Source organism: Rhizobium sp. SU303 (genome assembly GCF_021052345.1).
In the GTDB taxonomy this organism is placed as follows: Bacteria; Pseudomonadota; Alphaproteobacteria; order Rhizobiales; family Rhizobiaceae; genus Rhizobium; species Rhizobium laguerreae.
On sequence record NZ_CP088095.1, the window covers coordinates 2,747,105 to 2,773,571 of the forward strand.

General features: G+C 61.4%; 23 protein-coding genes and 1 pseudogene. 7 read left to right on the forward strand and 17 right to left on the reverse strand.

Annotated elements, in window-relative coordinates; translation table 11 throughout:
* Nucleotides 1-87 precede the first annotated feature (87 nt).
* Together RlegSU303_RS13770 and tyrS are read right to left on the reverse strand one after the other, a co-directional pair.
* On the reverse strand, nucleotides 88-1,263 hold the full coding sequence (locus RlegSU303_RS13770; protein WP_131719045.1) for an MFS transporter: 1,176 nt from the start codon (nucleotides 1,261-1,263) through the stop codon (nucleotides 88-90).
* Between the two features lie 292 nt (nucleotides 1,264-1,555).
* Nucleotides 1,556-2,820 (reverse strand): annotated as a pseudogene (tyrS, locus tag RlegSU303_RS13775) (tyrosine--tRNA ligase).
* Nucleotides 2,821-3,171: 351 nt separating this feature from the next.
* Here tyrS and RlegSU303_RS13780 point away from each other — a divergent pair.
* The gene (locus RlegSU303_RS13780) at nucleotides 3,172-5,073 is read left to right on the forward strand and encodes a potassium transporter Kup (protein WP_017960996.1); all 1,902 of its coding nucleotides are present in this window, start codon (nucleotides 3,172-3,174) and stop codon (nucleotides 5,071-5,073) included.
* An 86-nt stretch (nucleotides 5,074-5,159) separates the two neighbouring features.
* On the opposite strand, the gene RlegSU303_RS13785 is transcribed toward RlegSU303_RS13780, so the two are convergent.
* A complete protein-coding gene (locus RlegSU303_RS13785) occupies nucleotides 5,160-6,743 on the reverse strand; it encodes a Na+/H+ antiporter (RefSeq protein ID WP_017960997.1) in 1,584 nt (527 codons plus the stop codon).
* Nucleotides 6,744-7,083: 340 nt separating this feature from the next.
* Between RlegSU303_RS13785 and RlegSU303_RS13790 the strand changes: the two genes are divergently transcribed.
* Nucleotides 7,084-7,860: a dioxygenase family protein gene (locus RlegSU303_RS13790; RefSeq protein ID WP_094085640.1), complete on the forward strand. Its 777-nt coding sequence runs from the start codon at nucleotides 7,084-7,086 to the stop codon at nucleotides 7,858-7,860.
* A 101-nt stretch (nucleotides 7,861-7,961) separates the two neighbouring features.
* On the opposite strand, the gene RlegSU303_RS13795 is transcribed toward RlegSU303_RS13790, so the two are convergent.
* The 3 genes from RlegSU303_RS13795 to RlegSU303_RS13805 form a co-directional block, all read right to left on the reverse strand.
* Nucleotides 7,962-8,738, reverse strand: coding sequence for a molybdopterin-binding protein (locus tag RlegSU303_RS13795; RefSeq protein WP_017960999.1), 777 nt, complete (start codon nucleotides 8,736-8,738; stop codon nucleotides 7,962-7,964).
* On the reverse strand, nucleotides 8,735-9,577 hold the full coding sequence (locus RlegSU303_RS13800; protein WP_017961000.1) for a cytochrome b/b6 domain-containing protein: 843 nt from the start codon (nucleotides 9,575-9,577) through the stop codon (nucleotides 8,735-8,737). Before RlegSU303_RS13800 ends, RlegSU303_RS13795 begins: the two co-directional genes overlap by 4 nt.
* Before the next feature lie 85 nt (nucleotides 9,578-9,662).
* A complete protein-coding gene (locus tag RlegSU303_RS13805; RefSeq protein WP_017961001.1) occupies nucleotides 9,663-9,914 on the reverse strand; it encodes a pentapeptide MXKDX repeat protein in 252 nt (83 codons plus the stop codon).
* Nucleotides 9,915-10,150: 236 nt separating this feature from the next.
* Here RlegSU303_RS13805 and RlegSU303_RS13810 point away from each other — a divergent pair, with 236 nt between their 5' ends.
* From RlegSU303_RS13810 to RlegSU303_RS13820, 3 genes are all read left to right on the forward strand, one after another.
* The gene (locus RlegSU303_RS13810; protein WP_017961002.1) at nucleotides 10,151-10,699 is read left to right on the forward strand and encodes a sigma-70 family RNA polymerase sigma factor; all 549 of its coding nucleotides are present in this window, start codon (nucleotides 10,151-10,153) and stop codon (nucleotides 10,697-10,699) included.
* On the forward strand, nucleotides 10,696-11,340 hold the full coding sequence (locus RlegSU303_RS13815; RefSeq protein WP_131719046.1) for an NrsF family protein: 645 nt from the start codon (nucleotides 10,696-10,698) through the stop codon (nucleotides 11,338-11,340). The genes RlegSU303_RS13810 and RlegSU303_RS13815 overlap by 4 nt, the downstream gene beginning before the upstream one ends.
* Nucleotides 11,341-11,476: 136 nt before the next feature.
* Complete coding sequence (locus RlegSU303_RS13820; protein WP_131628354.1) at nucleotides 11,477-11,758, forward strand: nodulation protein; 282 nt, start codon at nucleotides 11,477-11,479, stop codon at nucleotides 11,756-11,758.
* A gap of 66 nt (nucleotides 11,759-11,824) precedes the next feature.
* On the opposite strand, the gene RlegSU303_RS13825 is transcribed toward RlegSU303_RS13820, so the two are convergent.
* The 9 genes from RlegSU303_RS13825 to RlegSU303_RS13865 form a co-directional block, all read right to left on the reverse strand.
* Nucleotides 11,825-13,318, reverse strand: coding sequence for a right-handed parallel beta-helix repeat-containing protein (locus RlegSU303_RS13825; protein ID WP_017961004.1), 1,494 nt, complete (start codon nucleotides 13,316-13,318; stop codon nucleotides 11,825-11,827).
* A gap of 463 nt (nucleotides 13,319-13,781) precedes the next feature.
* The gene (locus tag RlegSU303_RS13830; protein ID WP_131719047.1) at nucleotides 13,782-15,269 is read right to left on the reverse strand and encodes a right-handed parallel beta-helix repeat-containing protein; all 1,488 of its coding nucleotides are present in this window, start codon (nucleotides 15,267-15,269) and stop codon (nucleotides 13,782-13,784) included.
* A 531-nt stretch (nucleotides 15,270-15,800) separates the two neighbouring features.
* Nucleotides 15,801-16,772, reverse strand: a complete 972-nt coding sequence (locus tag RlegSU303_RS13835; RefSeq protein ID WP_131719048.1) for a DMT family transporter — start codon at nucleotides 16,770-16,772, stop codon at nucleotides 15,801-15,803.
* Between the two features lie 138 nt (nucleotides 16,773-16,910).
* Nucleotides 16,911-18,125 (reverse strand): ABC transporter permease, encoded by a 1,215-nt coding sequence (locus RlegSU303_RS13840; RefSeq protein ID WP_131719049.1) that lies wholly within the window; start codon nucleotides 18,123-18,125, stop codon nucleotides 16,911-16,913.
* Between the two features lie 4 nt (nucleotides 18,126-18,129).
* Entirely contained in the window at nucleotides 18,130-19,269 is a 1,140-nt protein-coding gene (locus RlegSU303_RS13845) for an ABC transporter permease (RefSeq protein ID WP_131628356.1), read from the reverse strand.
* Entirely contained in the window at nucleotides 19,266-19,970 is a 705-nt protein-coding gene (locus RlegSU303_RS13850) for an ABC transporter ATP-binding protein (protein ID WP_131628357.1), read from the reverse strand. The genes RlegSU303_RS13845 and RlegSU303_RS13850 overlap by 4 nt, the downstream gene beginning before the upstream one ends.
* Nucleotides 19,967-21,190, reverse strand: a complete 1,224-nt coding sequence (locus RlegSU303_RS13855; RefSeq protein ID WP_131719050.1) for an efflux RND transporter periplasmic adaptor subunit — start codon at nucleotides 21,188-21,190, stop codon at nucleotides 19,967-19,969. The genes RlegSU303_RS13850 and RlegSU303_RS13855 overlap by 4 nt, the downstream gene beginning before the upstream one ends.
* A 167-nt stretch (nucleotides 21,191-21,357) precedes the next feature.
* Nucleotides 21,358-22,431, reverse strand: a complete 1,074-nt coding sequence (locus RlegSU303_RS13860) for a helix-turn-helix domain-containing protein (protein ID WP_131719051.1) — start codon at nucleotides 22,429-22,431, stop codon at nucleotides 21,358-21,360.
* Between the two features lie 619 nt (nucleotides 22,432-23,050).
* Nucleotides 23,051-24,031, reverse strand: a complete 981-nt coding sequence (locus tag RlegSU303_RS13865) for an SDR family oxidoreductase (RefSeq protein ID WP_131719052.1) — start codon at nucleotides 24,029-24,031, stop codon at nucleotides 23,051-23,053.
* A 267-nt stretch (nucleotides 24,032-24,298) separates the two neighbouring features.
* On the opposite strand from RlegSU303_RS13865, the gene RlegSU303_RS13870 reads away from it, so the two are divergent.
* Complete coding sequence (locus RlegSU303_RS13870) at nucleotides 24,299-24,475, forward strand: hypothetical protein (RefSeq protein ID WP_017961013.1); 177 nt, start codon at nucleotides 24,299-24,301, stop codon at nucleotides 24,473-24,475.
* Between the two features lie 8 nt (nucleotides 24,476-24,483).
* Entirely contained in the window at nucleotides 24,484-24,858 is a 375-nt protein-coding gene (locus RlegSU303_RS13875; protein WP_017961014.1) for a VOC family protein, read from the forward strand.
* A gap of 95 nt (nucleotides 24,859-24,953) precedes the next feature.
* On the opposite strand, the gene RlegSU303_RS13880 is transcribed toward RlegSU303_RS13875, so the two are convergent.
* Together RlegSU303_RS13880 and RlegSU303_RS13885 are read right to left on the reverse strand one after the other, a co-directional pair.
* Entirely contained in the window at nucleotides 24,954-25,535 is a 582-nt protein-coding gene (locus RlegSU303_RS13880; RefSeq protein ID WP_017961015.1) for a dienelactone hydrolase family protein, read from the reverse strand.
* 71 nt (nucleotides 25,536-25,606) lie between these two features.
* Nucleotides 25,607-26,392, reverse strand: a complete 786-nt coding sequence (locus tag RlegSU303_RS13885; RefSeq protein ID WP_027668987.1) for an ATP-grasp domain-containing protein — start codon at nucleotides 26,390-26,392, stop codon at nucleotides 25,607-25,609.
* Between the last annotated feature and the right edge of the window lie 75 nt (nucleotides 26,393-26,467).

Genomic DNA, 26,467 nt, shown 5'->3' on the forward strand with positions numbered 1-26,467 from the left:
TCGCCCGATTCACCAGCGAAAGCCGGAGGTTGCCCCTCCGGTTGAGGACGTGAACGAGCTTACGACAAAGGTGGCCGGCGTGGCGTGTCAACCGTGTGGTTGCGCCGGTTCGGGTTGGCCTGTGACCGGGGCAGGATCAGCGGCAAGTGCCCTGGTGACCAGCAGCGCTGCGGCGAGAACAGGGACGACCGCCCAGTACGAAAAGCGGATACCGAAGTGTTCGGCAACGAAACCGAGCAGTGGCGGCCCGGCGAAAAACACAAGGAACGTCGTCTGCCCGAGCGCTGCAACGTTGACGGGTGAGGGTCGATCCGTGCGTCGGGCCGCAGCCGAGATGGCAAGCGGATAGACTGAAGAGCAGCCGATACCTGTCAGGCCAAAGCCTGCGAGCGCGATAGCAGGGTGTGTCGCCGTCGCAACCATGACAACACCGATGGCAGCGATCCCAAGGAGAGTGATTGCGACCGGGCGCGGATTGAAGCGGTCGATGACAGGGTCCATGCCGAGCCGCCCGATGGCGATGAACGAGGAAAAAATGGTCACGCTGAGCCCGCCGATGAAGGGTTCGACCGCGAATACGTCGCGCATATAGATCGCCGACCAATCGACGCTTGCGCCTTCGGCAAGAAGCGGAGCTGCGGCGAGAAGGCAAAGGGGGAGTAGTCCGATCGTGGGAAAAGCGATGATCGGCGTATCTCCGGGGTGAGCGTCCTGCCGTCGGGGCGCATTCTCGATCCCAGAGAAAACGATCGACCCGGCAATCAAGACCGTCACCAGGACGATGAAGGTATGCAGTTCGATGGAGACGGCAGCCTGACGCATGCCGGCGGCAACAAGGGCGGTGATGCAGAAGCCGAGGCTCCACATGCCGTGAGCCCGGCTCATGATGCGGTACCCAAGCAGCGCCTCATGGCGATCGGTTTCGATATTGGCGTTGATCTCGAATGCGCCGGTGAAAACGCCGGCAATGAAGAACAGTGGCACCGCCAGGAGAGCTGAAGGCATCCAGGGGATCAACGCGAAAAACAGCGACGCACCGAAGACGGTGACGAAGGCGGTGGTGCGCGCACCGAGCCTCTCGATGAACCCCACCGAGAACGTCAACCCGCAGAGAACCCCGGAGGACAGGACGGCGAGCAGAAGGCCAAGCTCGCCTTCCGTCAGGCTAAACTTGACCTGAAGGTCGGGCAGCCGCGAAACAAACGCACCTAAGGAAAGGGCCACGGCAAACTGAATGAAGAAAATCCGGTGGTGTGGCTTCATCTCGGGGACACTGCTCCGATGGCGCGGGGTATCCGGCGGCATAACCGGACATTCCGACGAAATGGCGACTGGCTTGAGAAGCCCGCAATCTCAGGATTATCGATCACTGCTGCTGACATCCCCTGTCAGCATGATGCAGCCGCCGCTGATTTCACAAGTCAATGCCGAGCAGCCGCTCCAATTGAAGGCCGCAAAACACGTCGGACCGAAGGGCCACCTTGTCAACAACACCCGCAGGGAGCGCGACAAAGGTGGTTCGATTTTGCCCGCTCCTCGAATTGAACAGACCACGCTAAACCGGCTGAAGGAGGACCTGTCGCTTCTTGCCGACCGAGAGCAGGATCACCCCGTCCTGGACGTCGGAGTCGCCAAGCCGCATTGTCTCGTCTTTTACGCTGCCACCGTTCACTCGCACACCGCCGCCGACGATCAATCGACGCGCTTCGCTTTTCGACTTGGCGAGCCCGGCAACGACCATGGCGTCGACCAACGGAAAATCACCGCGAAGGCTATCCGGGAGAATGACCGTCGGGAGACCCGCCGGCACTTCGCCTGCTTCGAAGGCGCGCCGGGAGGTTTCGGAAGCTTGCGCCGCGGCATCTGCCCCATGGCACAGGCTGGTGATCTGGTCGGCAAGAATCTTTTTTGCTTCGTTGATCTCCGAATCCCGAAGCACGTCAAGGCGTGCGATTTCACTTAAGGGCAACTCGGTGAACAGCCTGAGAAAACGCCCCACATCGGCATCCCCGGTGTTTCTCCAGAATTGCCAGAACTCATAGGGCGACAACCGGTCGGCGTTCAGCCAGACCGCCCCCGAAACGCTCTTGCCCATCTTCGCGCCCGAAGACGTCGTCAGCAGCGGGGCAGTCAATCCAAAGAGGCCGCGTCCACCGATCCGCCGTCCAAATTCAACGCCGCTGACGATATTGCCCCACTGGTCGGAGCCACCCAGTTGAAGCAGGCAGCCGCGGCTTTCTGCAAGCACATGGAAGTCATAGGCTTGCATGACCATGTAGTTGAATTCCAGCAGTGACAGCGATTGTTCTCGTTCCAACCGTTGGCGCACGCTCTCCGATGTGAGCATCCGGTTGACTGAAAAATGCGGCCCAATATCGCGCAGGAAATCGAGATAGTTGAGCCCGTCCAACCAGTCGGCGTTATTGACCATGACGGCATCGGTCGGGCCGCCTCCAAAAGCGAGGAAGCGCTCGAAGACCCGTCGGATGCCGATCAGGTTCTTCATGATCTGCTCTTGACTGAGAAAAGGACGCGACGTGTCGCGGAAGCTCGGATCGCCCAGGCGGCTTGTCGCGCCGCCGAGCAACGCAATGGGTTTGTTACCCGTCTTCTGGAACCACCGCAGCATCATGATCGGAATGAGATGCCCGACATGCAGGCTGTCGGCGGTGAGATCAAATCCGTTATAGGCGGTGCCTGCTCCTGAACAAAGCCAGCTGTCGAGTGCTCCTAAGTCGGTGCATTGATGCAGGAAGCCGCGCTCGCTCAAAGTGCGAAGAAAGTCCGACTAGGTCCGGTAGGCTGAGAGGATAGTTTCACGAGGGTCTCCATTTGGGCCGATGAGGCCGGAGACCTTCTGTTGACACACGTGCCGCCGACCATGCGGCGTCTCGAGTGTCAGGAATATGACCTTGCGCCGCTCTCTATGGGAGCAGCGTGTAATAAAAGCTCGAAAAGGTCCGGGCGCGGGTCATGCATGTTTATTACCATGCGACAGCGCAATCGCAAGGGGATACGAACCGACGACGTTTGAACTGATCGCAACGCCACCCTCGCCACGCCCGCATCGCCTTCGCCCCCACAAAAAATTCACACCCGCATCAATTTACTTGCCGTTCTGCAATGCGGCATATGTTTGTGTCCATGGCCAAGTGGCATGAGCGGGGAACCATGACGTCAACACATGCAGACAATACGGGTGAAGGTGCTGGCCGAAAGGGCTTCGTCGGACTGGTCATCGGCGCGGTCGGCGTCGTCTATGGCGATATCGGCACCAGCCCGCTCTATGCCCTTCGCGAGGCGCTGAGGCCCTTTGCCGCCGATGGCGTACACGAAGCCGAGGTCATCGGTCTCATTTCGCTGATGGTCTGGACGCTGACGATCATCGTGACTTTCAAATATGTGCTCTTCCTTCTCAGGGCGGACAATGACGGCGAAGGCGGCACGCTTTCGCTTCTCGCCCTCCTGATGAAGAAGATGGGACGAAACGTACCGGTGCTCTTCTTCGCCGGCCTGATCGGAGCGGCTCTCTTCATCGGCGATGCGATGATCACGCCTGCCTTGTCGGTCATGTCGGCGCTGGAAGGCCTGAAACTGGTCACGCCGGCCTTTGCCGAATACGTTCCGCTGGCATCAGCTGCGATCATGATCGTTCTCTTTGCTGTCCAGTCGAAGGGAACCGCCGCCGTCTCCATCTTTTTCGGGCCAATAACGGTGTTGTGGTTTCTGGCGATGGCGGCAGGCGGCCTGATCCATATCGGCGACGATTGGAGGATTCTGGAGGCGCTTAATCCAATCAATGCGTTCCTGTTCCTCACCCATGCCGGCAGCGTCGGCCTCATTGTGCTCGGCGCCGTTTTTCTGACCGTGACGGGCGCCGAAGCGCTCTATGCCGATCTCGGGCATTTCGGGCGCCGCCCGATCCAGATGGCATGGTTCGTGCTCGTTTTTCCTGCCCTACTTCTGAACTATCTCGGCCAAGGCGCGCTCGTTCTCGCCCATCCGGAAGCCGCCACCAATCCGTTCTTTCTGATGTATCCCGACTGGGCCTTGCTGCCGGTGGTTATTCTGGCGACGATGGCAACGATCATCGCCAGCCAGGCGGTGATCACAGGCGCATTTTCGCTGGCCCGCTCGGCGGTTCACCTCGGCTTCCTGCCGAGGCTCAGGATCAAGTTCACGTCGGAGACCAACACCGGCCAGATCTACGTGCCGGCCGTCAATCTTCTCCTGCTGGTCGGCGTCTTGATGCTGATCTTTTCCTTCGGCGACTCCGAGTCGCTGGCGACGGCCTACGGCATCTCGGTGACCGGAACCATGGTCATCTCGACCATGCTGGTCTTCCAGTTTCTCCGAGCCGTCTGGGGCTACTCCCTCGTGCTCGCCGCCGTCCTGCTGCTGCCGCTCTTCATCATCGAAGTTCTGTTCCTGGCGGCCAACCTCTTGAAGATCCACGATGGCGGCTGGGTTCCGGTCGCCCTTGCGCTGGCGATCATGATCATGATGTGGACATGGACCCGAGGCCAGGCCTATCTGAAGAGATTGCGGGCCAACAACGAGATCCCGCTCGATTCCTTCATCAGGTCGATCGAGCGAAAGTCGGAGCATTCCCCGGTCACCGTTCCGGGAACGGCCGTCTTCCTGACCAGTGTCCCGGATCGCACGCCGAACGTCCTGCTCCACAATCTCAAGCACAATCACGTGCTCCACGAACAAAACGTCATCCTGACCGTCTGGACCGAGGACGAACCTTATGTTCCCGACAGCCGCCGCATCAAGATCAGCCAGCTCTCGCCGCGTTTCGTGCGCCTCGACATCACCTTCGGCTTCATGGACGACCCCGACGTCACCAGGGCTCTGGCTCTCTGCCGGGAAAGCGGCTTCAAGTTCGAGATCATGAGGACCTCCTTCTATCTCGGCCGCCGGAACCTCGTCAGGACGCCGAACACCGGCTTGCCCGCCTGGCAGGAGCGTATATTCATGGGGCTGGAGGGCTTGGCGATCGATCCCTCCGATTACTTCAACCTGCCGTCCAACCGCGTCGTCGAGCTCGGCGAACAGATCGCCATTTAAGAGCACGGCTTCCAAGCCGCTCGCTGCTTGCATCAGCCTATCGCAATGCGTTGACGATCATATCGAAGGGCGTAAGGCGCTGAACCTTACGCCTTGGCAGAGATCGCGCTCAACTCCTCGAGATCGAGATCGCGTTCAAGCTCGTCCAACGTTTCGTCGTCGATGTCGCCGGCGCGATGGAGGCGAATGAGCTCCCGGCGTCCCGTGGCAACCGCTTCGAGAACGACGTCGAAGTGAGCATGGAGCACCGGTTTGTAATGCTCCGTTCTCTCGGCATAGTCGACGATCACTGTCGCCCTGCGCTGGTATCGGTCCAGCAATTGCGGGTGGATAAGCTTTCCTTCCGCGTCGTATGCCAGGCTTTGGACGGTCTCGAGCTGCGCCTGCACCATGGCGACTTCGGCCTGGCTCATGGTCAGGCGCGCTCTTTCCGTCTCCGTCTCCACCAGCCGCGCCCAGGCAATCACCCGCCCCAATGTCGTGCCCTGCACGAGCACGGTACCGAGAATGACGGCGAAGGATGTGGCGAGGATGAAGTCACGGCCCGGGAACCCCTCGGGCAGGCTGAGCGCTAGGGCGAGCGTGATCACGCCGCGCACGCCTGCCCAGCTGAGAACCGTCGCGCCGCCGACGCCGAGCGGCCGAGTTCGCGTCACCCCCAGGCCTGCACAGAACCTGATGACGAGATCGGAGGCGAAGACCCAGGCAAAACGCGCCACCACGAGCGTGACGAGGATCGCCAGCATCGGCAGTCCCATCGTCGCGATCACCGTGGTCAAGCCGCCGCCGCGTTCGACGACATCCCGCAGCGAGAGGCCGATCAAGGTGAAAACCGAAGCTTCCATAAGGAAGATCATCACCGTCCAGAACGACGTGCCGCGCATGCGCGTTGCGGCCGAAAATACGGTGTGCTGGTGCCAGGAAGCGATCAGGCCGGTGGTGACGGTGGCGATGACGCCGGAAACATGCAGCAGCTCTCCGAGCAGATAGGAAATCCAGCCGAGCAGCACCGTGACTGCGATGATCAGATATTCGTCACCGAGACGCCGGACGAGTTTGACCCATGCCGTTCCCACAACGACGCCGACGACGGCGCCGCCGAGCGCCAGCACGAAGAAGCTGCCGATCGCCTCCCCCGCGCTGAAGGCTCCTGTTGCGGCAGCGGCAACGGCAAAACGGAAGAGAACCAGGCCGCTCGCATCGTTGAGCAGGCTCTCGCCTTCCAAAAGAATCTGCAGCCGCCGCGGCAGCCTGACTCGCTCGAGCACGGCGCGCGCCGAGACCGCGTCCGGCGGTGCAACGATCGCGCCAAGGGCCGCGCAGGCGGCCCAGGGAAGCGATGGAAAGATAAGATGGGCCACGACGGCCACCACCGCGCAGGTGAACAACACAGCGCCAACGGCCAGCGAGGCAATGCCGATCATATGGCGCCGCAACCGCGCCAGCGCGATGGCCCAGGCACCGTCCATCAGGAGCGGCGGCAGGAAGATGACCAGCACCAGTTCCGGATCGACCGATATCGCCGGCAACCCCGGCACGAACGCCAGCAAGGCGCCACCGGTCAGCAGCGCGACGGACGGCGGCAGTCCGAGCCTGTGGGCCGCATAGTGCAGCGCGATGATCGCAAGAAACATCGCGATGACGAGCTCGAATAAGTGGGTTGGTTCCATATGCCTCTGCCCTGACTCGGAAATGAATTTTGATGCCTACTGCATAGCTCAAAGCGGAATCGATGCAAGATAGAACTGTCAGTTAATTCAATGCCTTACAGCATCTTTTACGCGACCGGAACCCAATGGGTGCTTCGGAGCAACCGTCCATTTGCTAACATCGGCAGAATACGCTTTCCCGTCAATCCGGCTGCAAACAGGAGTGGCCGTTCGGGACCCACCTACCGTCTCGACGGCATTAGATGCAGATGATCTCGTTGCCGTCGATCATTGCGTGGATTTAATTGGAATTTTCTGCGCATCCTCCTTAAATCCTGCGTCTTGAGGCAAAGTAAGACAGATGAAGAGGCGGACACTTGTGCTTGGAGGTGCGGCCATTGTCGCATCATCCGTGGCTGCGGTGGCGGTCTGGCCGCGGCGGCATGTCGTTGTTGCGGCCAAAACTTTCGACTGGAAGGGAACGGATTTCCTGACCGGCGGCACAAAGGCGGTGCCCCTGGAAAAGCTGCCCGAGCCGCTCTTCCGCGGCAGTCCGAATTGCGTCGTGACCGTCGCCCAGACCCTTGGCCCTTGCCATGTCAACAATGTCCCGGCCCGTCAGGACGTTTCGGAAGGAAAGGCCGGGCTACCTTTGCGGTTGGCCGTTCGCATCGTCCACGCGGCAGATTGCCGGCCGGTCGAAAATGCCGATATCGAAATCTGGCATACCGATCACCGCGGCATCTATTCCGGCCGCGAGGCTGCTGAGATGTGCACCTTCGGCGATGCCGAAGCGATCAGCGGGCTCGCCTTCCGCGGCCGCCAGCTGACAGATGCCAAGGGGCAGGCAAGTTTTTTGACGGCCTATCCCGGATGGTACAAGGGCCGTACGCCGCATGTTCACTGCCGCATCCTCGTCGAGGGCAAGGAGCTTCTCATCAGCCAGATCTATTTCGATGATGTGCTGAGCGATATCATCTATAGTGAGCATCCCGACTATCTCGGGCGCCCTGCCCGCGATACGCGCAACGACGAGGACGGCCTCATCCCGGAGGATGCGGCCGACCACATGTTCGATTTCGAAAAGCTCGATAGCGGCGTGCTGTCCGCCACCATCACCATCGGCCTCTCTGCCTGAGCGCGGCAGCGGCGGGGTTGCGCACCCTCGATCACGACGACATCTCCGGCCGTGGAACCCGACACGAGGAAAGCGTCAAGGTCGGCATGTCGGTCGGGGGACTATATGCCCGCATACCATTCATAACCGCGATCCTCCCAGAAGCCGCCATTGCCGCCGTAGAGCTGGCCGAGATCGGCGACGGCTTCGATGCCGGTCAGGTATTTTGCCTGCTTGTAGCCGAGCTGCCGCTCGACCCGGAGCCTCAGAGGCGCGCCATGGGCAACTTCGAGATCGCGGCCGTTCATGCTGTGGGCAAGGATCGTCTGGGGGTGGAACGCATCGACGAGATCGATGCTTTCGTAATACCAGCCGCTGCCGTCGAGCGTCTTTTCATATTCGTCGGCGCAGTGGAACACGATGTAGCGGGCTTCGGGTTTCAGACCGGCCGTCTGAAGCAGCGCACCGAGCGGCACGCCTGTCCATTTGCCGATCGCGCTCCAGCCCTCGACGCAGTCATGCCTTGTGATCTGCGTGCGGGCCGGCAGCGCTTTCAGCTCCGCCAGCGACAATTGCATCGGCTTGTCGACCAGCCCGCCGACTTCGAGTTTCCAGCCCGAAAACCGCTGGTTCATCCAGTCGATATAGCGGGCATTATCAGGCATGCTCGTGCCGTTGGCGCGGAAGGTCGGCGAGATATCAGCTTCGGTGAACTCCCGGGCGAGCGCGTCGTCACCGAGCAGGAAGCGTTGCGTCTTCATGCTGAAGCCTTCGGCGATCTTCAACACCGATTTCGTCCGATCGTTTTCGACGAGGGCATCGCAGCCGGCGAGCCCCAGCGCCGATGCCGTCATGGTCGCGCCGATCAGGAAGCGACGCCTGGTGATGATGCGGCTCATGACTTTCCTCCCTGCCCGATGTCGTAATAGCCTGTGACCATCGAACGCAGATTGTTGAACACACCCGAGACCAGCACCATCGCCACATGCACGGCGACGAAGGCGACGAGCGAGAAGGCGGTCAGGAAATGCAGCGTGCGGGCCGATTGCCGGCCGCCGAACAGATCGAGTAGCCAGGGCGCGACCGCATTGAAGCCCGGCGACATGGTAAGCCCCGTTCCGATCATCAGCGGCAGCAGCACGAAGATCACGGCGACATAGGCGAGTTTCTGCAGCGTGTTGTAGTGGCGTGCCTCGGCCCCTTTGGGAAAGCGCAGCCGGGCGTGACTGACGATCTCGTGGCCGAGATGCGAAGGCTTCAGCTCTTCGGCCGCCGGCAGCAGATCGCGGCGGAAATGCCTGCTGACAAAACCATAGGCGAGATAGATGAAGCCGTTGATGACGAACAGCCAGGCAAAGAAGAAATGCCAGCGCCGGCCCGATGCCAGATCCTGGTAGGTCGGCAAGGTCAGCCAGTTCGGAAAACCGCGCACAGCTGCCTCGCCATCGACATTCGAAACCCCGAGAACGCCCGTCGTGTCGAAGCTCAATCCGCCCAAGTGCGTCACGCCCTTCAGCACATCGCCTTCCTGTTCCGCCTCCATGGAAATGAAGGACGGATCGTCATCGGCGCCATACTGGCCCCAATAAAGCGCCGGATGGGCGTTGAATATCTGCAGGCCGCTATACAACAGCACCGTCATGCACAGCACGTTCACCCAGTGCGAGAGGCGCACCAGCAGCCCATGGCGGTAGAAGAGCGTGCGTTCGCTCGCCATGCCGGCATCGGTCGTAACCATTGTAGTTCCTCCGGATCGACATAAAAGGTCCTCGCGAGAAAGGACGCGGCCGCCGACGATAAAGTTTCAGCGGCCGCGGCTAAACTTACTGCATCGCGTCGCAGGCCTTCATCATCGTGTCCTTCTTCATCGTGTCCTTTTCCATGCCGGCATTGTGCATGCAGTCGGCCTTGGTGCTGCCGGTCGCCATTGCGTCCTTGGACATGGCGTCCTTCGACATCGTGTCGGTCTTCATGCTGTCTTTCTTCATGGCATCGCTTTGAGCGCTGGCGGCGCCGGCAAGCGACAGGCCGATGACGAATGTGCAGGCGGCAAGGCTGGAAAGGATCTTGGTCATGAGGATCTTCTCGGATCGATTGACATGTCCGCCGGCACCCGCCGACGGCTCGCGGTCCTGAATTCGATCCCCTTGCGAAGGCGGTTACAGCCTCACGCTTATGTGATAGCGCTACAGCGCCCTTTGCGTCTTTTGGAGACGCGCAAAGGACGCTGTACACTTCGAATTGCCGCCGGAAGATTTTTGAACCCGCCTGTAACCAAAGCGTCATCCACCCGAATGATATTGCAGACGACATGACGAGCGCCCATTCGGAACAAGCACTGAAGATGCTGATGCTTCTTTCCCTCGACGGGGACGAGGCAGCCTATCGGCGTCTGCTCGTGACGTTGCGAACCCTGCTCGTCGGTTATTACGGCGGGCGGATCGGCACGACCGCGAAATCCGATACGGAAGATCTCGTGCAGGAGACGTTGCTGGCGCTGCATTCGCGCCGGGCGACCTATGACAGGGAGCGGCCGTTCACCGCGTGGTTCTTCTCGATTGCCCGCTACAAGCTGATCGACCACCACCGAAAGCATGGCGGCCGGTACAAGGCGGAAATAGAACTGGACGAGGAGATCGAAGACGATTTCAGGGAGGATGCGATTGCAGCGCGCATGGATGTCGAACGGCTGTTGAACGGCCTGCCACAGCACCAGCAGGAGCTGATCCGTCAGGTCAAGCTCGAGGGGCAGTCGGTAGCCGACACGGCAAGCCGCACCGGACAGTCGGAATCGGCGGTCAAGGTCGGCGTTCACAGGGGCATCAAGGCGCTGGCGGCAAGATTGCGAGGTGGAATGTGAGAGAGACTGAGGACCTGATCGACAGCCTTGTTCGGGATCTGAAGCCGGTGCCGAGACATGCGCTCGAACGCCGCTTCGCACTCGCCGTCCTGCCGGCCTTAGCAGTCTCGCTGCTGCTGATGCTTATCGTCCTCGGCCTTCGTACCGATATGACGCAGGCGCTGATGCTGCCGGCCTTCTGGATCAAGTCCGCCTACAATGCCTTGCTTGCAATCGCCGCCTTCGCAGCCGTTTACCGCCTGTCCCGGCCGGATGGCTCGGAGGGCCGCTTTTTCGGGATTGCCGCGGCCATCATACTCGCCCTCGCCGTCATGGCGGTCATCCAGCTCGCTTTGTCGCCGGCTGCAAGCTATCCCGTGCTGGTGCTCGGTTCCTCCGCCCTGCATTGCCCGCTGCTGATCTTTGCCTTTGCCATGCCGATCCTGATCGCAAATACCTGGGCTCTCCGTGGCGGCGCCCCGAGGAACCTCGGCATCACAGGCTTCATTGCCGGCATTGCCGCCGGCGCATCCGGCGCCTGGGTCTATTCCTGGTTCTGCACGGAAAACGGCCTGCCCTTCGTCACCCTCTGGTATTCGCTCGGCATCCTGCTGACCGGCGCAATCGGCGCACTGCTCGGCCCCCGCCTCCTGCGCTGGTAGCACCGGCTGTTTGCGGCAGGGCACCACTAATCCTTCATCCGGCATGAAACCAGATGCAGCATTCCTGCGTACTACTCGGGGGATGAGTCTTGCGTACCCCCTGAATAGGAAAACACAGGCAGCGAGGAATGACGGCATGGTCAGGAAAGAAGGCGTAGCCCACCTCACCCGGCAAGCCGCGGAACAGGGGCTGGCCAGGCTGATGATGAGGCTGCCTGCGACGCGGGCAACGATCAGAGCAGTTGCGGCGAGCCAGCCCCATTTTTATGAATTATGCGGCGCCTACGGCGAAGCCTGCGCCGTCCTCGATCGCATGCGCCGGGATAGATCGGCCGCTCCCGCAATCATCACCGAATACGAGATCATCTGCGCGGAAATCGAAGTCGATGTCATCAGGATCCTGCTCGGCGATCAATGAGACTTCGCAAGTACTGGGCGGACCGCCGCCGCGATAATGCAACGCCATTTGCCGCCGGCATCCCCATCAGCTCAGCAGGTCATCCACATGGATGGAGACGCTCAGCGTATCCGTGTCGAAATGAAGCGAAGTCCCGTCGGAGATCTTGTAATGGAAGGTGTCGCTGACATCTCCGCTGAGCCCGGCGAGCTTTGCCGCGTCGGCCGTATAGGTGTAATCGCCGTCACTGTCGACATGGATTGTACCGTATCGGCCGGTCAGCGTTACGCCGTCCTTGTCGACGAATTCGCCCTCGAAACGGCGAAGCAGCAGGTTTCCATTGGCCGAGCTGTCGTTTTCGAGGAGATTGCCGTAATGGGCGCCATCCAGATCGGAGACGATTTTCAGGCTGTCATGGGTTGCGACAAGCGCAGGCGCCGTGTCCGTGTGCGTCGTATCGCCGACCGCGAGACTATCGCTGCTCGCCAGCATCGACGCCTGGGCCTCATCGAGCGTCGTGTTGTTGCTGACGGGAAAGGTGTTCGCGGCGATGATAGTGGGAGAGATGCTGTATGGCCTGACATCGCTGGCGATGACATTGTCGTGGAAGGAGCCGGATGCCGGCCTGTCGACCTTCAGCGCTGCCTGCGACAGATCGTCAAAGACGTTGCTGTGGATCTCGATGCCCTCGCGAACATAACTGGTCGTGCCGGAGGCGCTGACCACCACGCCCCATACACCATCGTGGATGTAATTGCCTGAAATGTCGTAGTCCCGCGTATTGCCCTGGTCGCCGAGACCGATGGCATAGGACCAACTGTAGCCGCCATAACCTGAAATATCGTTGTCGTGAATAGCGATGTTGGTGCCGGCTTGGGCGCCGATCCCGAAGCCACCGCCGATGATCGCGTTGTCCTCGACCAAGGCATTCACGGTCCGAACGAGCGCGATGACACCCTTCGGCGTAGCTGCCCCCGTCTGGTCGAGATAATTGCCGCTGATCACGATATTGCTGCTGTCGTTGATCTGGACGGCATCCGCCGCCGTGCCGTGGGCGTTCGTGACGGTGTTGTTGAGAAAATTGACGCCGTTGACTTTTTCGATCCAGACGCCGTCGCCGTTCACGTCGTTGATCGTGCTGTTTTCGATGGTGATGTTCGAGCCGGTCCGGAAGGTGATGGAACCTGATTTGCCCGCCAGTCCGGTGTGATCGACCTCGACGTTGCGGACCGTCCAGTTCGAAACATATCCGCCATAAATGGCTGCCCCGCCGGTGTCCGAGATCTTGATGTTCTCGATGACGATGTTCGATGCATAGAGGCTGTGGATGCCGTCATTGGGGCTATGGATGACCGGCGCATCGCCGACACCATAACTGCCGATCGTAATCGGAGCCGCAACGCTGCCGGAGTATTTAAGGTCGAGCTGGTCGTTGAATACGCTTCCGGCGGCGAGCAGCACGCTGTCGCCCGGCTGCAGCTTCAAGTTTTCCACCGCCCAGAACGATGAAAACGGCGTGTCCTCGCTCGTTCCATTGTTGCTGTTGGAGCCTATCGCTGGATTCACATAATAGATTGCCATATCGCCTTGTTCTCGAATTGCCCGCGCAGCCGTCTGAATCGGCTGCGACGCGTGGATCGGATGCGGTCGGGGCTAAAGGCCATGTCAAAAGGCCTTCGATATTGCCCTCACGACGGTTGGCAGACCCTGTGGGCCTGCCTTGGTCCCGAGAACGCCTGGCGGAGGCGTATCCTGGAAATGACAACTTATACGAAAACAATCTACTAAATAACGATCGAAAGGTGAATGAACGATAATCGTACACCTCGGCGACGATGGTCGCAGAGATGAGATGTCCTGTTTCAGGTCAGTCGCAAGCAGGAAAGGTTGAGGCCGTATTGCAGCCCCTTACCCTCACCCGGCGGCAGCCGGATGAGGGACACTGCGGAAGCCATTTGATGGCGAGAGCAACGCTTCCCCGGGGGAGCCACGCCTCCCCGGAAGGAACGCCTCCCGGCATAGCGCCGCTCCCGGCACCCTCACCTCAGCTCAGCAAGCCATCCAGATGGATGAAGACGGTCAGCGTATCCGCGTCGCTATGATGCGAGCTTCCATCGTTGATCCCGTAGCTGAACGACTCGCTCACATGTCCGCTATGGTCAGGGAGCTTCGTTTCATCGAGCGTGTAGGCATAGTTGCCTTCCCGGTCCACATGGATCTCACCATATTCCCCGGTCAGCGTCAGGCCGTGCTTGCCGACGGTTTCGTCCCCGAAGCGCCGAAGCGCCAGGGTGTCGTTATCCGAGCTGTCGTTTTCGAGGAGATTGCCGCGATGGGCGTCGCCCGTATCGGTGAAGATTTTCAAATTGTCATGGACGGCGACAACCGCCGGATCCGCGGAGGCCTCCGTGACTGCCGCGATCTTCGCAACCGGGCTTGCCAGCGCCGTCTCGACATTGGCGACCGTATGGTTGCCTTTGACCGTGAAGGTATGCGCGTCGGCAATGGCCGGCGATATGCTGGTGGCCTTGGTGCCGGTCTCGATCGTATTGTTGCAGAAGGAGCCGGATGCCGGCCTGTCGACCTTCAGCGCCGCCTGCGAGAGGTCGTCGAAGACGTTGTCGTGGACCTTGATATTCGTGCGGGTATAGCTGGCGCCGCTGGGACCACTGACGGCAACGCCCCATGCGCCGTCATGAATATGGTTGCCTGAAATATCATAGTCCCGCGCATTGCCCTGATCGCCGAGACCGACGGCGAAGGACCAGCTGTAACCGTGATATCCGGATATGTCGTTGTCGCGGATGGCGACGTTCTTGCCAGCGGGCGCGCTGATGCCGAAGCCGCCGCCGGTGAGCACATTATCCTCGACCACTGCATTCGTTGCCCGCACCAGTGCTATCACCCCCTTCGGAGTGCTGGCGTCGGTCTGGTCGAGATGATTGCCCTTGATCAGAATATTGCTGCTGTCATTCACTTGCACGGCATCGGCCGTCGAGCCGTTCGCGCTGGTGACGGTGTTGTTGAGAAGCTTGACGCCGTCGACCTTCTCGATCCAGAAGCCGTCGCCTTTAACGCCCGATATCTTGCTATCTTCGACCGTGACGTTCTTGCTGCTCCGGAAGGTGACGGCGCCTGCGTTTTCCGACAATCCCGTCTTGGCGATCTCGACGTCGCGGACCGTCCAGTTGGTGACACTGCCGCCATAGATGCCCGAACCGCCGATATTCGATATTTTCAGGTTCTCGATGACGATGTTGGAGGCATAGAGACTGTGGATGCCGTCGCCGCTGCTGTGGATGACGGGTGCCGCACCCGTCCCGTAACTACCGATCTTGATCGGCGCGCTCTCGCTGCCGGAATATTTGATATCGAACTGCTCGTTGAACACGCTCCCCTTGGCAAGAAGCACGCTGTCGCCGGGTTTCAGCTTCAAGGATTCCACTTTGGACAAAGTCGCAAAAGCCGAATTCTGGCCCGTTCCGCTGTTGCGGTCGGAGCCACTCGCTGAGTTCACATAGTAGACTGTCATATCGCCATGTTGCCCTATTCGTCGGATCGTTATGTCGCCGCGGGATCGTCCAGGATCGGCCAATCGGATGCGGCGGGGGCAAACCGGCCACGGCAAGAAGGCGATAAGATGTTGTCAATGCGGCAATGGGCGGGCTCGCGCGCCTCATTCCACAGGCAATTGCCTGGTGTGATAAAAGTTACAACTTGGGCCGAGAAATCGGCGACTTCGAGGTGAATAAATCGCGGCGTGTTTGCGCGAGGCACACGTCGCCTTCCGTCTATGCGCCATGTGATTCTTGCCTTCGCTTCGCTTGCGCTCAGGGGGTGAGGAGCGCCCGCGACGAACGCCTTGAGCGTAAGCGAAAGGCGCACTCCAAGGTGAAACCCTACCCCCCTCGCCCTCAAGGCCGAGGTCAGCGGCAACCATGTCGCAGCGATGGGGAGACCTCAGGCCCTACAGCGCCGCGCGTCTTTTCAGACGCGCAAAGGACGCTGTAGCACTTTGAATTGCTGCATAATTTTATCCTTAAATCGATCCCGATTTAAGGAATTATGCAGTAGCCGCTTCGGCCTTGATCTTCGGCTTCAGCAGGATGATGAGAAGCAAGCCGGCGATGATGAGTGCCGCGCCTTCGAGGTGATAGCGTTGCAACTGCTCGCCAAGGATCAGATAGGCGAGCACGGCGATGAAGATGGTCTGAATGTAGAGGAGGACGCCAGCCCGAGCCGCGCCCAGCGCCTCGATGCTGCGATTGAAGAGGTAGTACATGACCGCCCCGCCGGGGATCGCGACATAGGCGAGCGCGATGAGCCCGCTGCCGTTGAGCGTCGAGCGCTCGTCTGAGAATAGCTCGAAAAGGTAGAAGGGCAGCGCCGTCAGCACCGCCGCACCGAGCAGCAGCACCAGGAGCGCAAGGCGATTCATGTCGAATTTCGCGCGGCGGAGCAGGACGGTATAAAGACTGAAACAGAACGCGCCGGCGACGATCCACAGTTCACCCGGGTTGAAGTCGAGCCGCATCAGCGCGGCCGGACTGCCCTTGATGATGATGACCACGATCCCGAGAAAGGCCAGGATCGATCCGATCACCTGCCAGCGTCCCATCGGCTCGGCCAGCATCAAACGGGCAAGGATCATGGTGATGATCGGGATCAGGGCGATGATGATGCCGGCAGTGGTGGCATCGGCATGTTCGAGGCCGACAAAAATCATGCCCTGGCAGATCGCCAGTCCCACACCGCCAATGAGAAGCAGTTCGAGCGGGCGAGCCCACATCAGCGCGACCATGTCGCCAAAATGCCGGCGCACGATCGGCATCAGGATCGCGAAGGCGATCAGCACGCGCCAGAAGCAGAGCGCCCAGGGCGGCATCTCGGTAGAAACCCATTTTGCCGCGATATAGACGCCGGCCGACAGCAGCCAGCAGAGAACGCCCACGGAATAGGCGGCGGCAAGCGAATTGCCTGCCGCCTGTTCCGTCCCGACCGTGCCGCGATGGACCGCCAAGACATTCATTGCCATGGCTTAGTTATGCCACAGTTTCCATGGGCTGAACAGATGAGGCGGCGGCGCTCCGCCCGTTGCGGATGTCTCCTTCGGGCCGATCAGGACGGTCGCCGTGATGATGTGACCCGCCCGGAAGATTTAGACAGCCAGCCCCTACCCTCTCGCCCGCAAAGCCGAGGTCAGCGGCAGCCGTGTCGCCGCAAGTGCCGGCAACGCGCCGCCGATTATGCCGATGGCAAGTCCCAGCAGGCTGGCGGTGAGCGCGACGTCGGCGGTGACGTCGAGCTGGAAGGCCATCTTGGTATTGTTGGCGCCCATCGTGCTGGCCTGCCAGCCGTTGAAGGCGAGCCATGAGGCGAGGATGCCGAGGGCGGCGCCGGTGATCGAGAGAGCCACGGCCTCGACCCAGGTGGCAGTGAAGGCCGGCAGGCGGCCGAAGCCGAGCAGGCGGAGCGTGGCGATCTCTATCGCGCGGTCGGAGACCGAGCTCATCATCGTATTCAAAGCGCCGGCGGTTGCCCCGACCGCCATCAAGAGCGCCAGCGGCCAGCCGAACAGGCGGATGAGGCTCGCGGTACGCTCAGATTGCGCGGCATAGAGATCGGTCTCGGAGAGGGCGGTGAGCGGCGCGCCGGGAAGTGCGGAAAGATGCTCGCGCAGCGCCGCCAGCGCCCCCGCGTGATCGCCCGTCCCCGCAAGCCGCACGCGCAGGCTCTGCACCTGCCCCTGCCGGTCGAAGGCCGATTGCACCGCCTCCAGATCCGCCCAGACCTCGGATTCGAAGGCGCTGCCGCTTGACGTGAAATGCCCGACGACCATCCAGTCGACCGCGCCGAGCCGCACCCTGTCGCCGACAGCGAAGCCGGAGAATTCGTCGGCGATGCGCCCTCCGACGACGATCTCGCGGGCGCCCGGCGAAAACAGCCGGCCCTTAGACAGCGAGGCGCGGTCGCGCAGGCCGGGCCCGGCCGGGTCCATGCCCCGCAGCGACAGCGTCTGGTCCGCACCGTCGCTTGCCCTGATGACATCGACGGGAACGACGATTTCGCGCGACAGCGCCAGGCCGCCCGCGGCATTCCGCGCCACGCCGATCCCGCCGGTTGCGGCGGCAAGGCTGCGGATCGCCTCGGCCGGCACATCCGAGCCGGTCTCCTGGTTGGTGCCGCCGCCGAGGATGACGGCGATCTCAGGCGAACCAGCGCCTTGAAGGGCTGCCTCGAAGCCCCTGGCCATGGCGAGGAAACCCGCAAGCACCGCCACCACGAGCGCGACCGACAGCACCATCGACAGCGAGATCGCGAGCCGCCGCGGCAGGCTGCCGAGATTGACTCTGATCATGAGAAAGATCTGCTTGAGCGCTGACGACATTGGACTATCTCGATCTGAAGGCGTTGACGATGGGCAGGCGCATGGCGTTGATGGCAGGCAGCAGCCCGGTCGCGAGACTGAGCGCGGCGATGATGGCGACGGATTTCGCCAGCGCGGACGAGGTGAAGGCGAGGCCGAATTCCGGCCCGGCAAACAGCGTCGCGAGCTTGGCAAGCACCAGCCCGCCCGCGCCGCCGGCGGCGAAGACGAACAGCGTCTCACCGAGGATCAGCGCCATGATCCGCCCGCTGGAAAAACCGAGCACCTTCATCACGCCGATTTCGAAGCTGCGTTCCCTCACGGCAAAGAGCATGGTGTTGACCACGATCATCAGGATCGTCACGAAGGCAGCGCCGACGACGAGGCTGACGATCAGCCCGACATCGGCGTACTGCCGGAGGAAAGCCTCGAGGAACTGCTTTTCCGACTGCGTCCTTGTCGGTGCCGCCGAGTTGGCAAACAGCGCATCGATCTTTGCGGCCAGCACGCCGGATGATACGCCCTCGCGCGGGCGCACCACGAAGCCATCAACGGTATCCTTGGCCCGCGCCCGCGCCGCGTTGATCGCGTCGTAGCGGGCGAGCATGAAATAGGTGTCGGTGCTGGCGTCGGCGCCCTCGAAGATGCCGGCGATTTCGAAGCTCCAGTCGCGGCTGCCGTCTTCCCTCGTCAGCTGGCTGGTGACGCCGATGCGCTGGCCGACGGACCAGCCCTGCGCCTCGGCGAGCGCCAGGCCGACCAGCACCCGGTCGCGACCCTCCTCCAGTGCTGATATCAGCTGAGGCGTGAGCCCGAGCTCGTCGCCATTGGCAGCGGCGATCGCCTGCGGATCGACCGCGCTCGTCATCACGACATTTTTCTCGACATCGACGAAGCCCCGCATGCGGGTCATATAGGCCACGGCCGCGACATCACTGTCCGCCGCGATCCTGTTGAGATAGGCGAGCGGCAGCGGCTGCGCGCGGCCTGATTTGTTGAAGACGCCGAGCAGCGTATCGCTTGCCCCGGCCGCCCCTTGCGAGCCGCTGAGGAAACTCGCCGTCAGCCCGTAGATCAGGAAGGCGACGCCGACCGAGAACATCAGAAGCGTGGCCCGGAGCGGCTTGCGCCAGGCATTGCGGCGCATCAGCTGGAAGAAGGTCATTGGCCCTGCCTCTCTTGGCTGATGAATTCGCCCTTGTTGAGATGCAGCGTGCGCCGGGCAAAAGAGGCCGCCTCCGGATCATGCGTGACCATGATGATGGTCTTCTGAAGCTCTCGATTAAGAAAGCCAAGCATATCAAGGATATCGTTCGCCGATTTCCGGTCTAGATCGCCGGTCGGCTCGTCGCAGAGAAGCAAATCGGGATCGCTGACGATGGCGCGCGCAATGCCGACCCGCTGCTGCTGCCCGCCGGACATGCTGGATGGAAACTGCCGCTGCCGCCCGGAGAGCCCGACCAGATCCATCACGGTCTCGACGCGCGCCCGCCGCTCCTTGCGCTTGAGCGGCTTCAACAGCAGCGGCAGCTCGATATTCTCGCCCGCATTCAGCATCGGCAGCAAATTGTAGAACTGGAAAACGATGCCCATGCTGTGTGCCCGCCAGGCGGCTCTGGCGCCTTCGCCCATCTGCTCGAGATGGCTGCGGCCGATCCTGATCTCCCCTCCGTCGGGGCTGTCGATCCCGCCGAGCATGTTGAGCAGCGTCGATTTCCCCGAACCCGACGGCCCCATGACGGCGACGAAATCGCCGCGTGCTATGGAAAGGTCGAGCCCCGAAAAGATCGGGATCGTCTCCACGCCGATCCTGAATGCCTTCCTGACGCCGCGAAGCGCGATATAGGGTTCTTGAGTGTCGGTCATCGCTCTGCTCCTTGCTGATGGTCTGTGCTATCCCCGGCCTCACCCACCAGAAGGCGGATGCGCGCGGCCATGGCGGGGCGCATGTCTGACGGCGGTGAGGAAAGTGACAGGCGAAGCGTCACCGTCCCCTTCTCCCGCGAAATCATCGGCGCGATCTTCGATACCTCGACCGCAAAAGGCCGGTCGGGAAAGCCGTCGAGCACCGCCTCGCCACGCAAGCCTGGCCGCATCAAGGCGATATTCGCCTCGGCCACATCGGCATCGATAACCATGTTCGCCATGTCGGCAATCGCAAGCAGGCTTTCATTTTCTCGCACGCTGTCCTCGCGCGACAGCACGGTGTCGCCGACATGGGCGGTAAGCCGCGTGACGGTGCCTGATATCGGCGCCCGGACGGTCAGCGCTTCCACCTGCTCGCGCGCCCTGTCGATATCGAGATCCGCCTTGGCCACGTCCTGCCGTGCCTGCAGGGCGGCATTCTCGGCAGTGTCGAACGCCGTCTTCGCCTCCTCCAGCGTCTGCGCCGACATCGCATCGCGCCCGGCCAGCCGCTCGGTGCGCGTGAGGGAAGACCGCGCCTGCGCCAATTCAATAGTCTTCGCCGTCAGCGCCAGCTCCGCCGATTGCCGGGCGATCTCGGCGCCTTGAAGCGCAAAGCGGGCACCGGCATCATCGAGTAGCACCAGCATCTGGCCCGCTACGATCCTGTCGCCCGCCTCGACTTCGACGGCGACGATCCGGCCCTCATATTTGGAGAAGATGGTGGCGATATCGGGGGCCACGACGTAGCCGGAGCCGGTGACTTCCCGGGACGGCAATGCTCTGTTCGCCGGGGTATTGGAAGGCAGAGGCCGAATCGGACCGGCGGCGGACACGTCTGTTCCATCGACGGATATTGCGACCTCGTCCTTGCTTATGAGACCCGCAAGCATGCGCTCCAGCGTATCGGGCCGATGGACAAACGCCACAGCCAGCAATGCCGTCGCGACAAGGGCCAGCATTGCTCCGGGGATCACACGCCGCCGGACACGGGGCTCCGGCGGCTCTGTCTTGAAGGGCGCAGGCTCGATCGAAAGTGATCTCAGCTTGGCTGCAAGGTCTCGATCATGTTCTGATGTCGTGTTCATGCCGCCAGAATGACCAACGGCAGCAAAACCGCGACCTCGAACGCGTTTCTGACAGTCCTCGATCGCGATTGTGTACGTGGCGCGGCAAGGCACCCGGGGTCAGCCCTCATGGAAGGGAGGCCCAAAGGGCCGTCTCGAACCACGAGGGCGCGTGATTGCCTGGGTACAGACTGGCTGGATGAAGCGCCGGTTGCCAGCCCCGTCCTTCGAGGTCCCTACGGGGCGCTCAGGATGAGGCTGGGGAGAGGACAGGCGTCACTTCAGGACGAAGCCGAAGAGACGCCGGATCCGCCCTTCCTCTCACGCCAGGCAAGCGGCGTCATATCCGTGACGCGGCGGAATTCGCGGTTGAAGTTGGACTTGGTCTGGAAGCCGACCTCGAACATCACCTCGGTCACCGATTTCTCGCTCGCGGCAAGCAGCCGGCAGGCCTCGCCGATCCTGTAGTCGTTGACATATTGCGAGACGTTCTTGTCCATCGCCCGGTTGATCGCCGCCGAGATCTGGCGGGCGGGAATGCCGGCCTTGCGGGCCAGCCGGTCGAGATTGAGATTGGCGTCGCGATAGAGCCTCTTTGCCTCCATCAGCGCATCGACCGTGGCGATCGTCTCCTTGTCTTCGGTCGTTTCGGACTTCAGCACCGCCTCCACCGTCTCGGCCGGCGCCCGGCTTCGGCTGGCGGCGGCTGCCGCAATGCCGAGGATGACGAGAACCGCGAGATTGCTGACGCTGATCAGCGTCAGCGCATGCTCGCCATGCGCCCATGTGAAATCGAGAAAGACGAAAATATCGACCGAGGCCGACAGGCACAGCGCCGCCGCCGCAAAGATGATGGCCCGATAGGCCGGCACCGCTCCCTCGAAGGGCGCAAGCCGAAGCGCATCCGCGCCCGGCCGCATCAGAAGCAGGATCGCCAGGGCATAACCGACGAAAACAAGCACCAGCGCGAGATCGATCGCCTCCCGCCGGAACACCATCAAAAGCAGGATGACCGCGGCGGGCACCGCATGCAGTGCAATGCGCGTCGGCAACGGCCGCCGGCTCGTCCTCACCAACCTGGAAACCCCGGCATAGGCAAGCGGCGGCACCATCGCCGCGGTGACAGGCATGATCACGCCCACCGCCTGCACCCCGTAGCCCCAGCGCAGGCCGGAGAGGACGGATTGCAGCACGGCGAGCAGGATCAGTGCCAGAAACGGCAGATTGGGCTGCGCCTCCTCGTCGCGCCTGAGGACGGTGACGAAGAGGATGAGCAGCAGCAGGGCAACGACGAAAGGAAGCGGAATGAACAGCATGGCCTGACAGGATCGGAGTGGCGAATGGATGGCCATCATTGCCGAGATCCTCAGCCGGCGCGACCTCCATCATGTTTTAGGACGCGTTTTAGGCTGGGATTTTTTGTGAGCGGCATGCCGTGATACCCCGTCCGACCCTTTGCGTCGCCGGCCACCGGTCTCAATCCGCCGTTAAGGTCGGTATGGTTGTTTTCCAACCAATCCGACAGGCTGTCGAGATCGGCGACATCGCAAGTCCGGGTGATCAGCGCGGGCACGACCGCCTGCGCCGTGTCTTTCGGAAAGTTGCTCTATGAGGACCTGCCCAGAGCCTTTCCGGGTTAGATTGCAGCATTCTGCTGGAGCAGGTTTTTGTCAGGGCAGAGGCGATTGGCGAAGGGCATACCTCTTGGTACGTCCGAGCCGATCGCCTCTGATCCTGGCGCAAAGATGCCCGGCCCACCGGCCGCACTGCTTCGCCGTGGCAAAGCAATAGGTGCGTCCGGCGATTCCAAGTCTTGCAGATTTGCTAGGCAAATCTGCGGGAAGGTTGGCTGAAACGGGCCGGCTGATCGACCGACCGGCTTGGCCGTAGAGCTGGGCTACGACGCGCGCCGGCCGGTCGACCATCCGACTCCGTTTGAGCCAACAGAATGCTCCAATCTAGCCCGGAAAGGCTCTAGCCAAGAGCGCTTTGCGCAGCGCAGATCCGATCGACCAAAGCATCGAGATCGCCCCTTGGCGGACGGTTCTTGGCCAGGCGCTGCTTGAGATGCATGATCGGCTCCGCCAGAATTTCATCAAGGCTCTCGGCGCAGGTGAATTCGCCCGCCACGCTTTTGACCTTTGAATTGTCAAAGATCGCCGACCATGCCTTGTCGCCCCGCAACGGGCCAACCCACTCCGGATTGTACCGGACCAGGGTGTCCGTCGGCACGTGTACGATCCTGGCCTCCACATCAAGCAATCTGGCGATCGTCTTTTGAATATCGTTCCAGATGTGGGCGCGATCGGAGGTGATGTGGAAGATCTCGTTCAACGCCGCCGGCTTGCCGAAAAGCCCGACAAAAGGCACCGCGAAATCAACCGAGCGGGTCAGTGTCCAGGGCGTATGGCCATCGCCGGCTACGATGGTGGGCTCGCCGTCCAGCATGCGTCTCGCCATGACATCGCTGTCGCCCATCATGATCGGCAAGCCGGTGCGAACGGTGTGACTGGGGCGGACGATGGTCCAGGCGAGATTCTCGGAACTCTTGAGCAGCGTCTCGCAGGCAATCTTGTCCTGGCTATAGCGCCAGTAGGGGTTGATCGCCGGTGTCTGCTCGGTAATCACATAATGGCGCGGCGGCTTTTCATAGACCGAAGCCGAAGAGATGAAGATGTACTGGCCGCAGTGCCCGGCAAACACATCGATGTCACGCGCGACTTGATCGGGCGTAAAGGCAATGAACTGGCACACGACGTCATAATTGGCCTTGGCCAAGTCCGCATAGGCGGGCGCCGCGAGATCGCCGACGATCGAGGTAACCCCCGCAGGCAATGGGTCGCCTCTCAAACTGCGGTTATAGACGCTGACATCGTGGCCCTGAACCACGGCGCGCTCGACGCATGGATATGAAATCTGGCCGGTACCGCCAACGAAAAGGATTTTCAAAGCCATGTGAAGGACCTCGGTGTCGGATGTAGCGGGGATATGCGGTCAGTCTTCATAGCGCGAAAGAAATCGGTCGTCTCCTGCAAAACACGTGCACCGGCTCACGTCGTTTGGGTCGACCTGTCGCGTAAACCAACGTGGTGGCATTTCGCATAAAACCGATCGGACGACGTGAGATTCGGCCGCAACCAGCCATTGCCGATACCTCAAAGGTCTCTATCTCATGCCAATAATGCCCCTTCTGTTCGAGATCGGCACAAGACGGAGGCTTTCTTGAAGGATTATCTTCCCTATGCAGCCGGGGTGCTGGCAGGTTTATTGGTCGCCTTCCTCATGTCTGGCCTGTTGGCGCTGACGGAGACACCGCAGCTCATGCTTTTCGCATTGCTGCCGGCCGTCGGTGGCGCGCTCGTCGAACGCGTTTGCCGTCGCCGGCCCAATAATTCTTGAAGGATTCCATGGCAAGGCTGAAAGAAATCGTCATCGATTGCGACATTCCCTCGCGTGTCGCCCGGTTCTGGGCGGAGGCGCTCGATGGCTACGACGTGATGCCATATGACGACGAAGAACGGGCCCGCCTCGCTGCTCTCGGATTGACACCCGAGACTGATCCGAGCGTGATGGTCGAAGGTCCCGGAACTCGCCTTTGCTTCCAACTTCGCCAGGGGGAACGTCCCGCCCGCAACCGACTGCATCTCGATATTGCCACCCCCGATCGGGCCAGGGAGGTAGAACGGCTTTTATCCCTCGGAGCGAGCTTCGTCCGGGAAGCGGATGGCTACACGGTCTTGAATGATCCCGAAGGCAACAATTTCTGCGTGGTGTCGGAATAATCCGCTCCGCGCCGAAGCCGCGCTGCAGGATGAACGGCATCTATCTCAGGACGGCTATACCGGAGCCAAAACGGATCTCCCATGGAATGTCTGGATCAGACGCGATTCAGGAATTCGAGCACGCGGAGGGTGAGCAGCGCGGTCGCATCCGCATCATAAGACGGCAGCGAGCTGTCAGCGAAGTAGTGCTGATCGCCTGGGTACAGGAAAAGCTCCGCGTCCTCGACCTTCTCCACGATCTCGCGGGCGGCGTCGATGTCGCCCTCGCCGACAAAAATCGGATCGTTGTCCATGCCGTGGATCTGCACCGCGACGCCCTCCGGCCAGGGTCCGAAGGCCCACTCGCCGCTGATCGGCAGGCAGGAGTAGAAGAGCAGAGCCCCGCGGGCGCCGGGCCGTGTCTGCGCCAGCTTCTGCGCCGGCAGCACACCGAAGGAGAACCCGGCATAGACGAGCCCGGCAGGCAAGTCGTCGGCGAGGCGCACGCCGCGCTCCCGCATGGCGTCGAATCCGATCTCGCCGATATAGGCGATCCCCGCTTCGATGCTTGGGAAGGTGCGCCCGTCAAACAGATCGGGCGTGTGCACGATGTGACCGGCCGCCCTGATATCGTCGGCAAACGAGCGCACACCCGGGGTCAGCCCCTGCGCGTGATGGAACAACAGGATCTCAGCCATAAGGGGCCTCCGGGTGGGATGGACGGACACACTGGGCCACTCTACAGCGCCCTCGCGTCGCCAGGAAGACGTCAGTCGCGGGCTAGGGCGTCGATCGCCGCCGCCAGCTTCACGAGATCTGCGGCGTAGAACCCGGCGGCGTTGAGACAGTTCGTCTCGAGCAGCTTCAGTCCCTCTTCGGTCCGACAGATATCGATGACATAAGCTTGGGAGTAGCCAGGATTGATGTCGACCATGCGCTGCCCGAAGTGCAGCGCATCGTCATCGATCTCGTGGCGGTGGACGACACGCGATCCGGCCTTGTAGAGCGAATAGGTGACGATCCGGCCGTCGACGACCCAGAGACGCCATTCGCTAAGGATGCGAACAGGCTCGGTCAGCATCAGCAGCGTGTCGTGACGAAGCGATCCGTTCGGGATTTCATCTTCGTCGAGCGCCAGCACCCTCTCTGCCATGCGGATGATCTCGCCGGTCGATTTGACGTTGCCGGGCTCCTCCTTGCTGTCGTCGACCGGGCGCAGGAACCAGTCCCTGCCGTCATCCGCCACACGCTGGGGGACATCCCGGAGTGTCAGGAACAGCGCATCGGCGCCATTGAGGAGGTAAGGATGCCACACCTGCTCGTGAACGAAAGGACGCAGCTTGAAGACACCCGGCCGGTAACCGTTCGCCTCGGCGTTCCTCCACAGCGTGTAGGAACCGAACATGACCACTGAACCCGGATCCGCAACGACCGGCTCGGGAATGAGCTCGCCGACGAACGGTACGACCTTGTGCCATGTGTAGGAGATTCCAAGCTGGTCGAGCGCCTCGGCCAGCTTGCTGGTATCTTCGAACTGCTGGAGAAGCCACTGCATTCTGTTCCCTGCCTTTCTTACAATCCGTCGGACTACCAAAAAGCTATTTAAAAAGGAACAGCCGTAGCATTACAG

Bases quoted from the DNA above. Each gene is read 5' to 3' on its own strand.
- RlegSU303_RS13850 (WP_131628357.1), bottom strand. From the start codon at position 19,970: ATGACCGACACTCAAGAACCCTATATCGCGCTTCGCGGCGTCAGGAAG.
- RlegSU303_RS13880 (WP_017961015.1), bottom strand. From the start codon at position 25,535: ATGGCTGAGATCCTGTTGTTCCATCACGCGCAGGGGCTGACCCCGGGT.
- RlegSU303_RS13860 (WP_131719051.1), bottom strand. From the start codon at position 22,431: ATGATGGCCATCCATTCGCCACTCCGATCCTGTCAGGCCATGCTGTTC.
- RlegSU303_RS13835 (WP_131719048.1), bottom strand. From the start codon at position 16,772: ATGGCAATGAATGTCTTGGCGGTCCATCGCGGCACGGTCGGGACGGAA.
- RlegSU303_RS13810 (WP_017961002.1), top strand. From the start codon at position 10,151: ATGACGAGCGCCCATTCGGAACAAGCACTGAAGATGCTGATGCTTCTT.
- RlegSU303_RS13825 (WP_017961004.1), bottom strand. From the start codon at position 13,318: ATGGCAATCTATTATGTGAATCCAGCGATAGGCTCCAACAGCAACAAT.
- RlegSU303_RS13875 (WP_017961014.1), top strand. From the start codon at position 24,484: ATGGCAAGGCTGAAAGAAATCGTCATCGATTGCGACATTCCCTCGCGT.
- RlegSU303_RS13795 (WP_017960999.1), bottom strand. From the start codon at position 8,738: ATGAGCCGCATCATCACCAGGCGTCGCTTCCTGATCGGCGCGACCATG.
- RlegSU303_RS13800 (WP_017961000.1), bottom strand. From the start codon at position 9,577: ATGGTTACGACCGATGCCGGCATGGCGAGCGAACGCACGCTCTTCTAC.
- RlegSU303_RS13845 (WP_131628356.1), bottom strand. From the start codon at position 19,269: ATGACCTTCTTCCAGCTGATGCGCCGCAATGCCTGGCGCAAGCCGCTC.
- RlegSU303_RS13840 (WP_131719049.1), bottom strand. From the start codon at position 18,125: ATGTCGTCAGCGCTCAAGCAGATCTTTCTCATGATCAGAGTCAATCTC.
- RlegSU303_RS13785 (WP_017960997.1), bottom strand. From the start codon at position 6,743: ATGGAACCAACCCACTTATTCGAGCTCGTCATCGCGATGTTTCTTGCG.
- RlegSU303_RS13865 (WP_131719052.1), bottom strand. From the start codon at position 24,031: ATGGCTTTGAAAATCCTTTTCGTTGGCGGTACCGGCCAGATTTCATAT.
- RlegSU303_RS13770 (WP_131719045.1), bottom strand. From the start codon at position 1,263: ATGAAGCCACACCACCGGATTTTCTTCATTCAGTTTGCCGTGGCCCTT.
- RlegSU303_RS13780 (WP_017960996.1), top strand. From the start codon at position 3,172: ATGACGTCAACACATGCAGACAATACGGGTGAAGGTGCTGGCCGAAAG.
- RlegSU303_RS13830 (WP_131719047.1), bottom strand. From the start codon at position 15,269: ATGACAGTCTACTATGTGAACTCAGCGAGTGGCTCCGACCGCAACAGC.
- RlegSU303_RS13805 (WP_017961001.1), bottom strand. From the start codon at position 9,914: ATGACCAAGATCCTTTCCAGCCTTGCCGCCTGCACATTCGTCATCGGC.
- RlegSU303_RS13790 (WP_094085640.1), top strand. From the start codon at position 7,084: ATGAAGAGGCGGACACTTGTGCTTGGAGGTGCGGCCATTGTCGCATCA.
- RlegSU303_RS13885 (WP_027668987.1), bottom strand. From the start codon at position 26,392: ATGCAGTGGCTTCTCCAGCAGTTCGAAGATACCAGCAAGCTGGCCGAG.
- RlegSU303_RS13820 (WP_131628354.1), top strand. From the start codon at position 11,477: ATGGTCAGGAAAGAAGGCGTAGCCCACCTCACCCGGCAAGCCGCGGAA.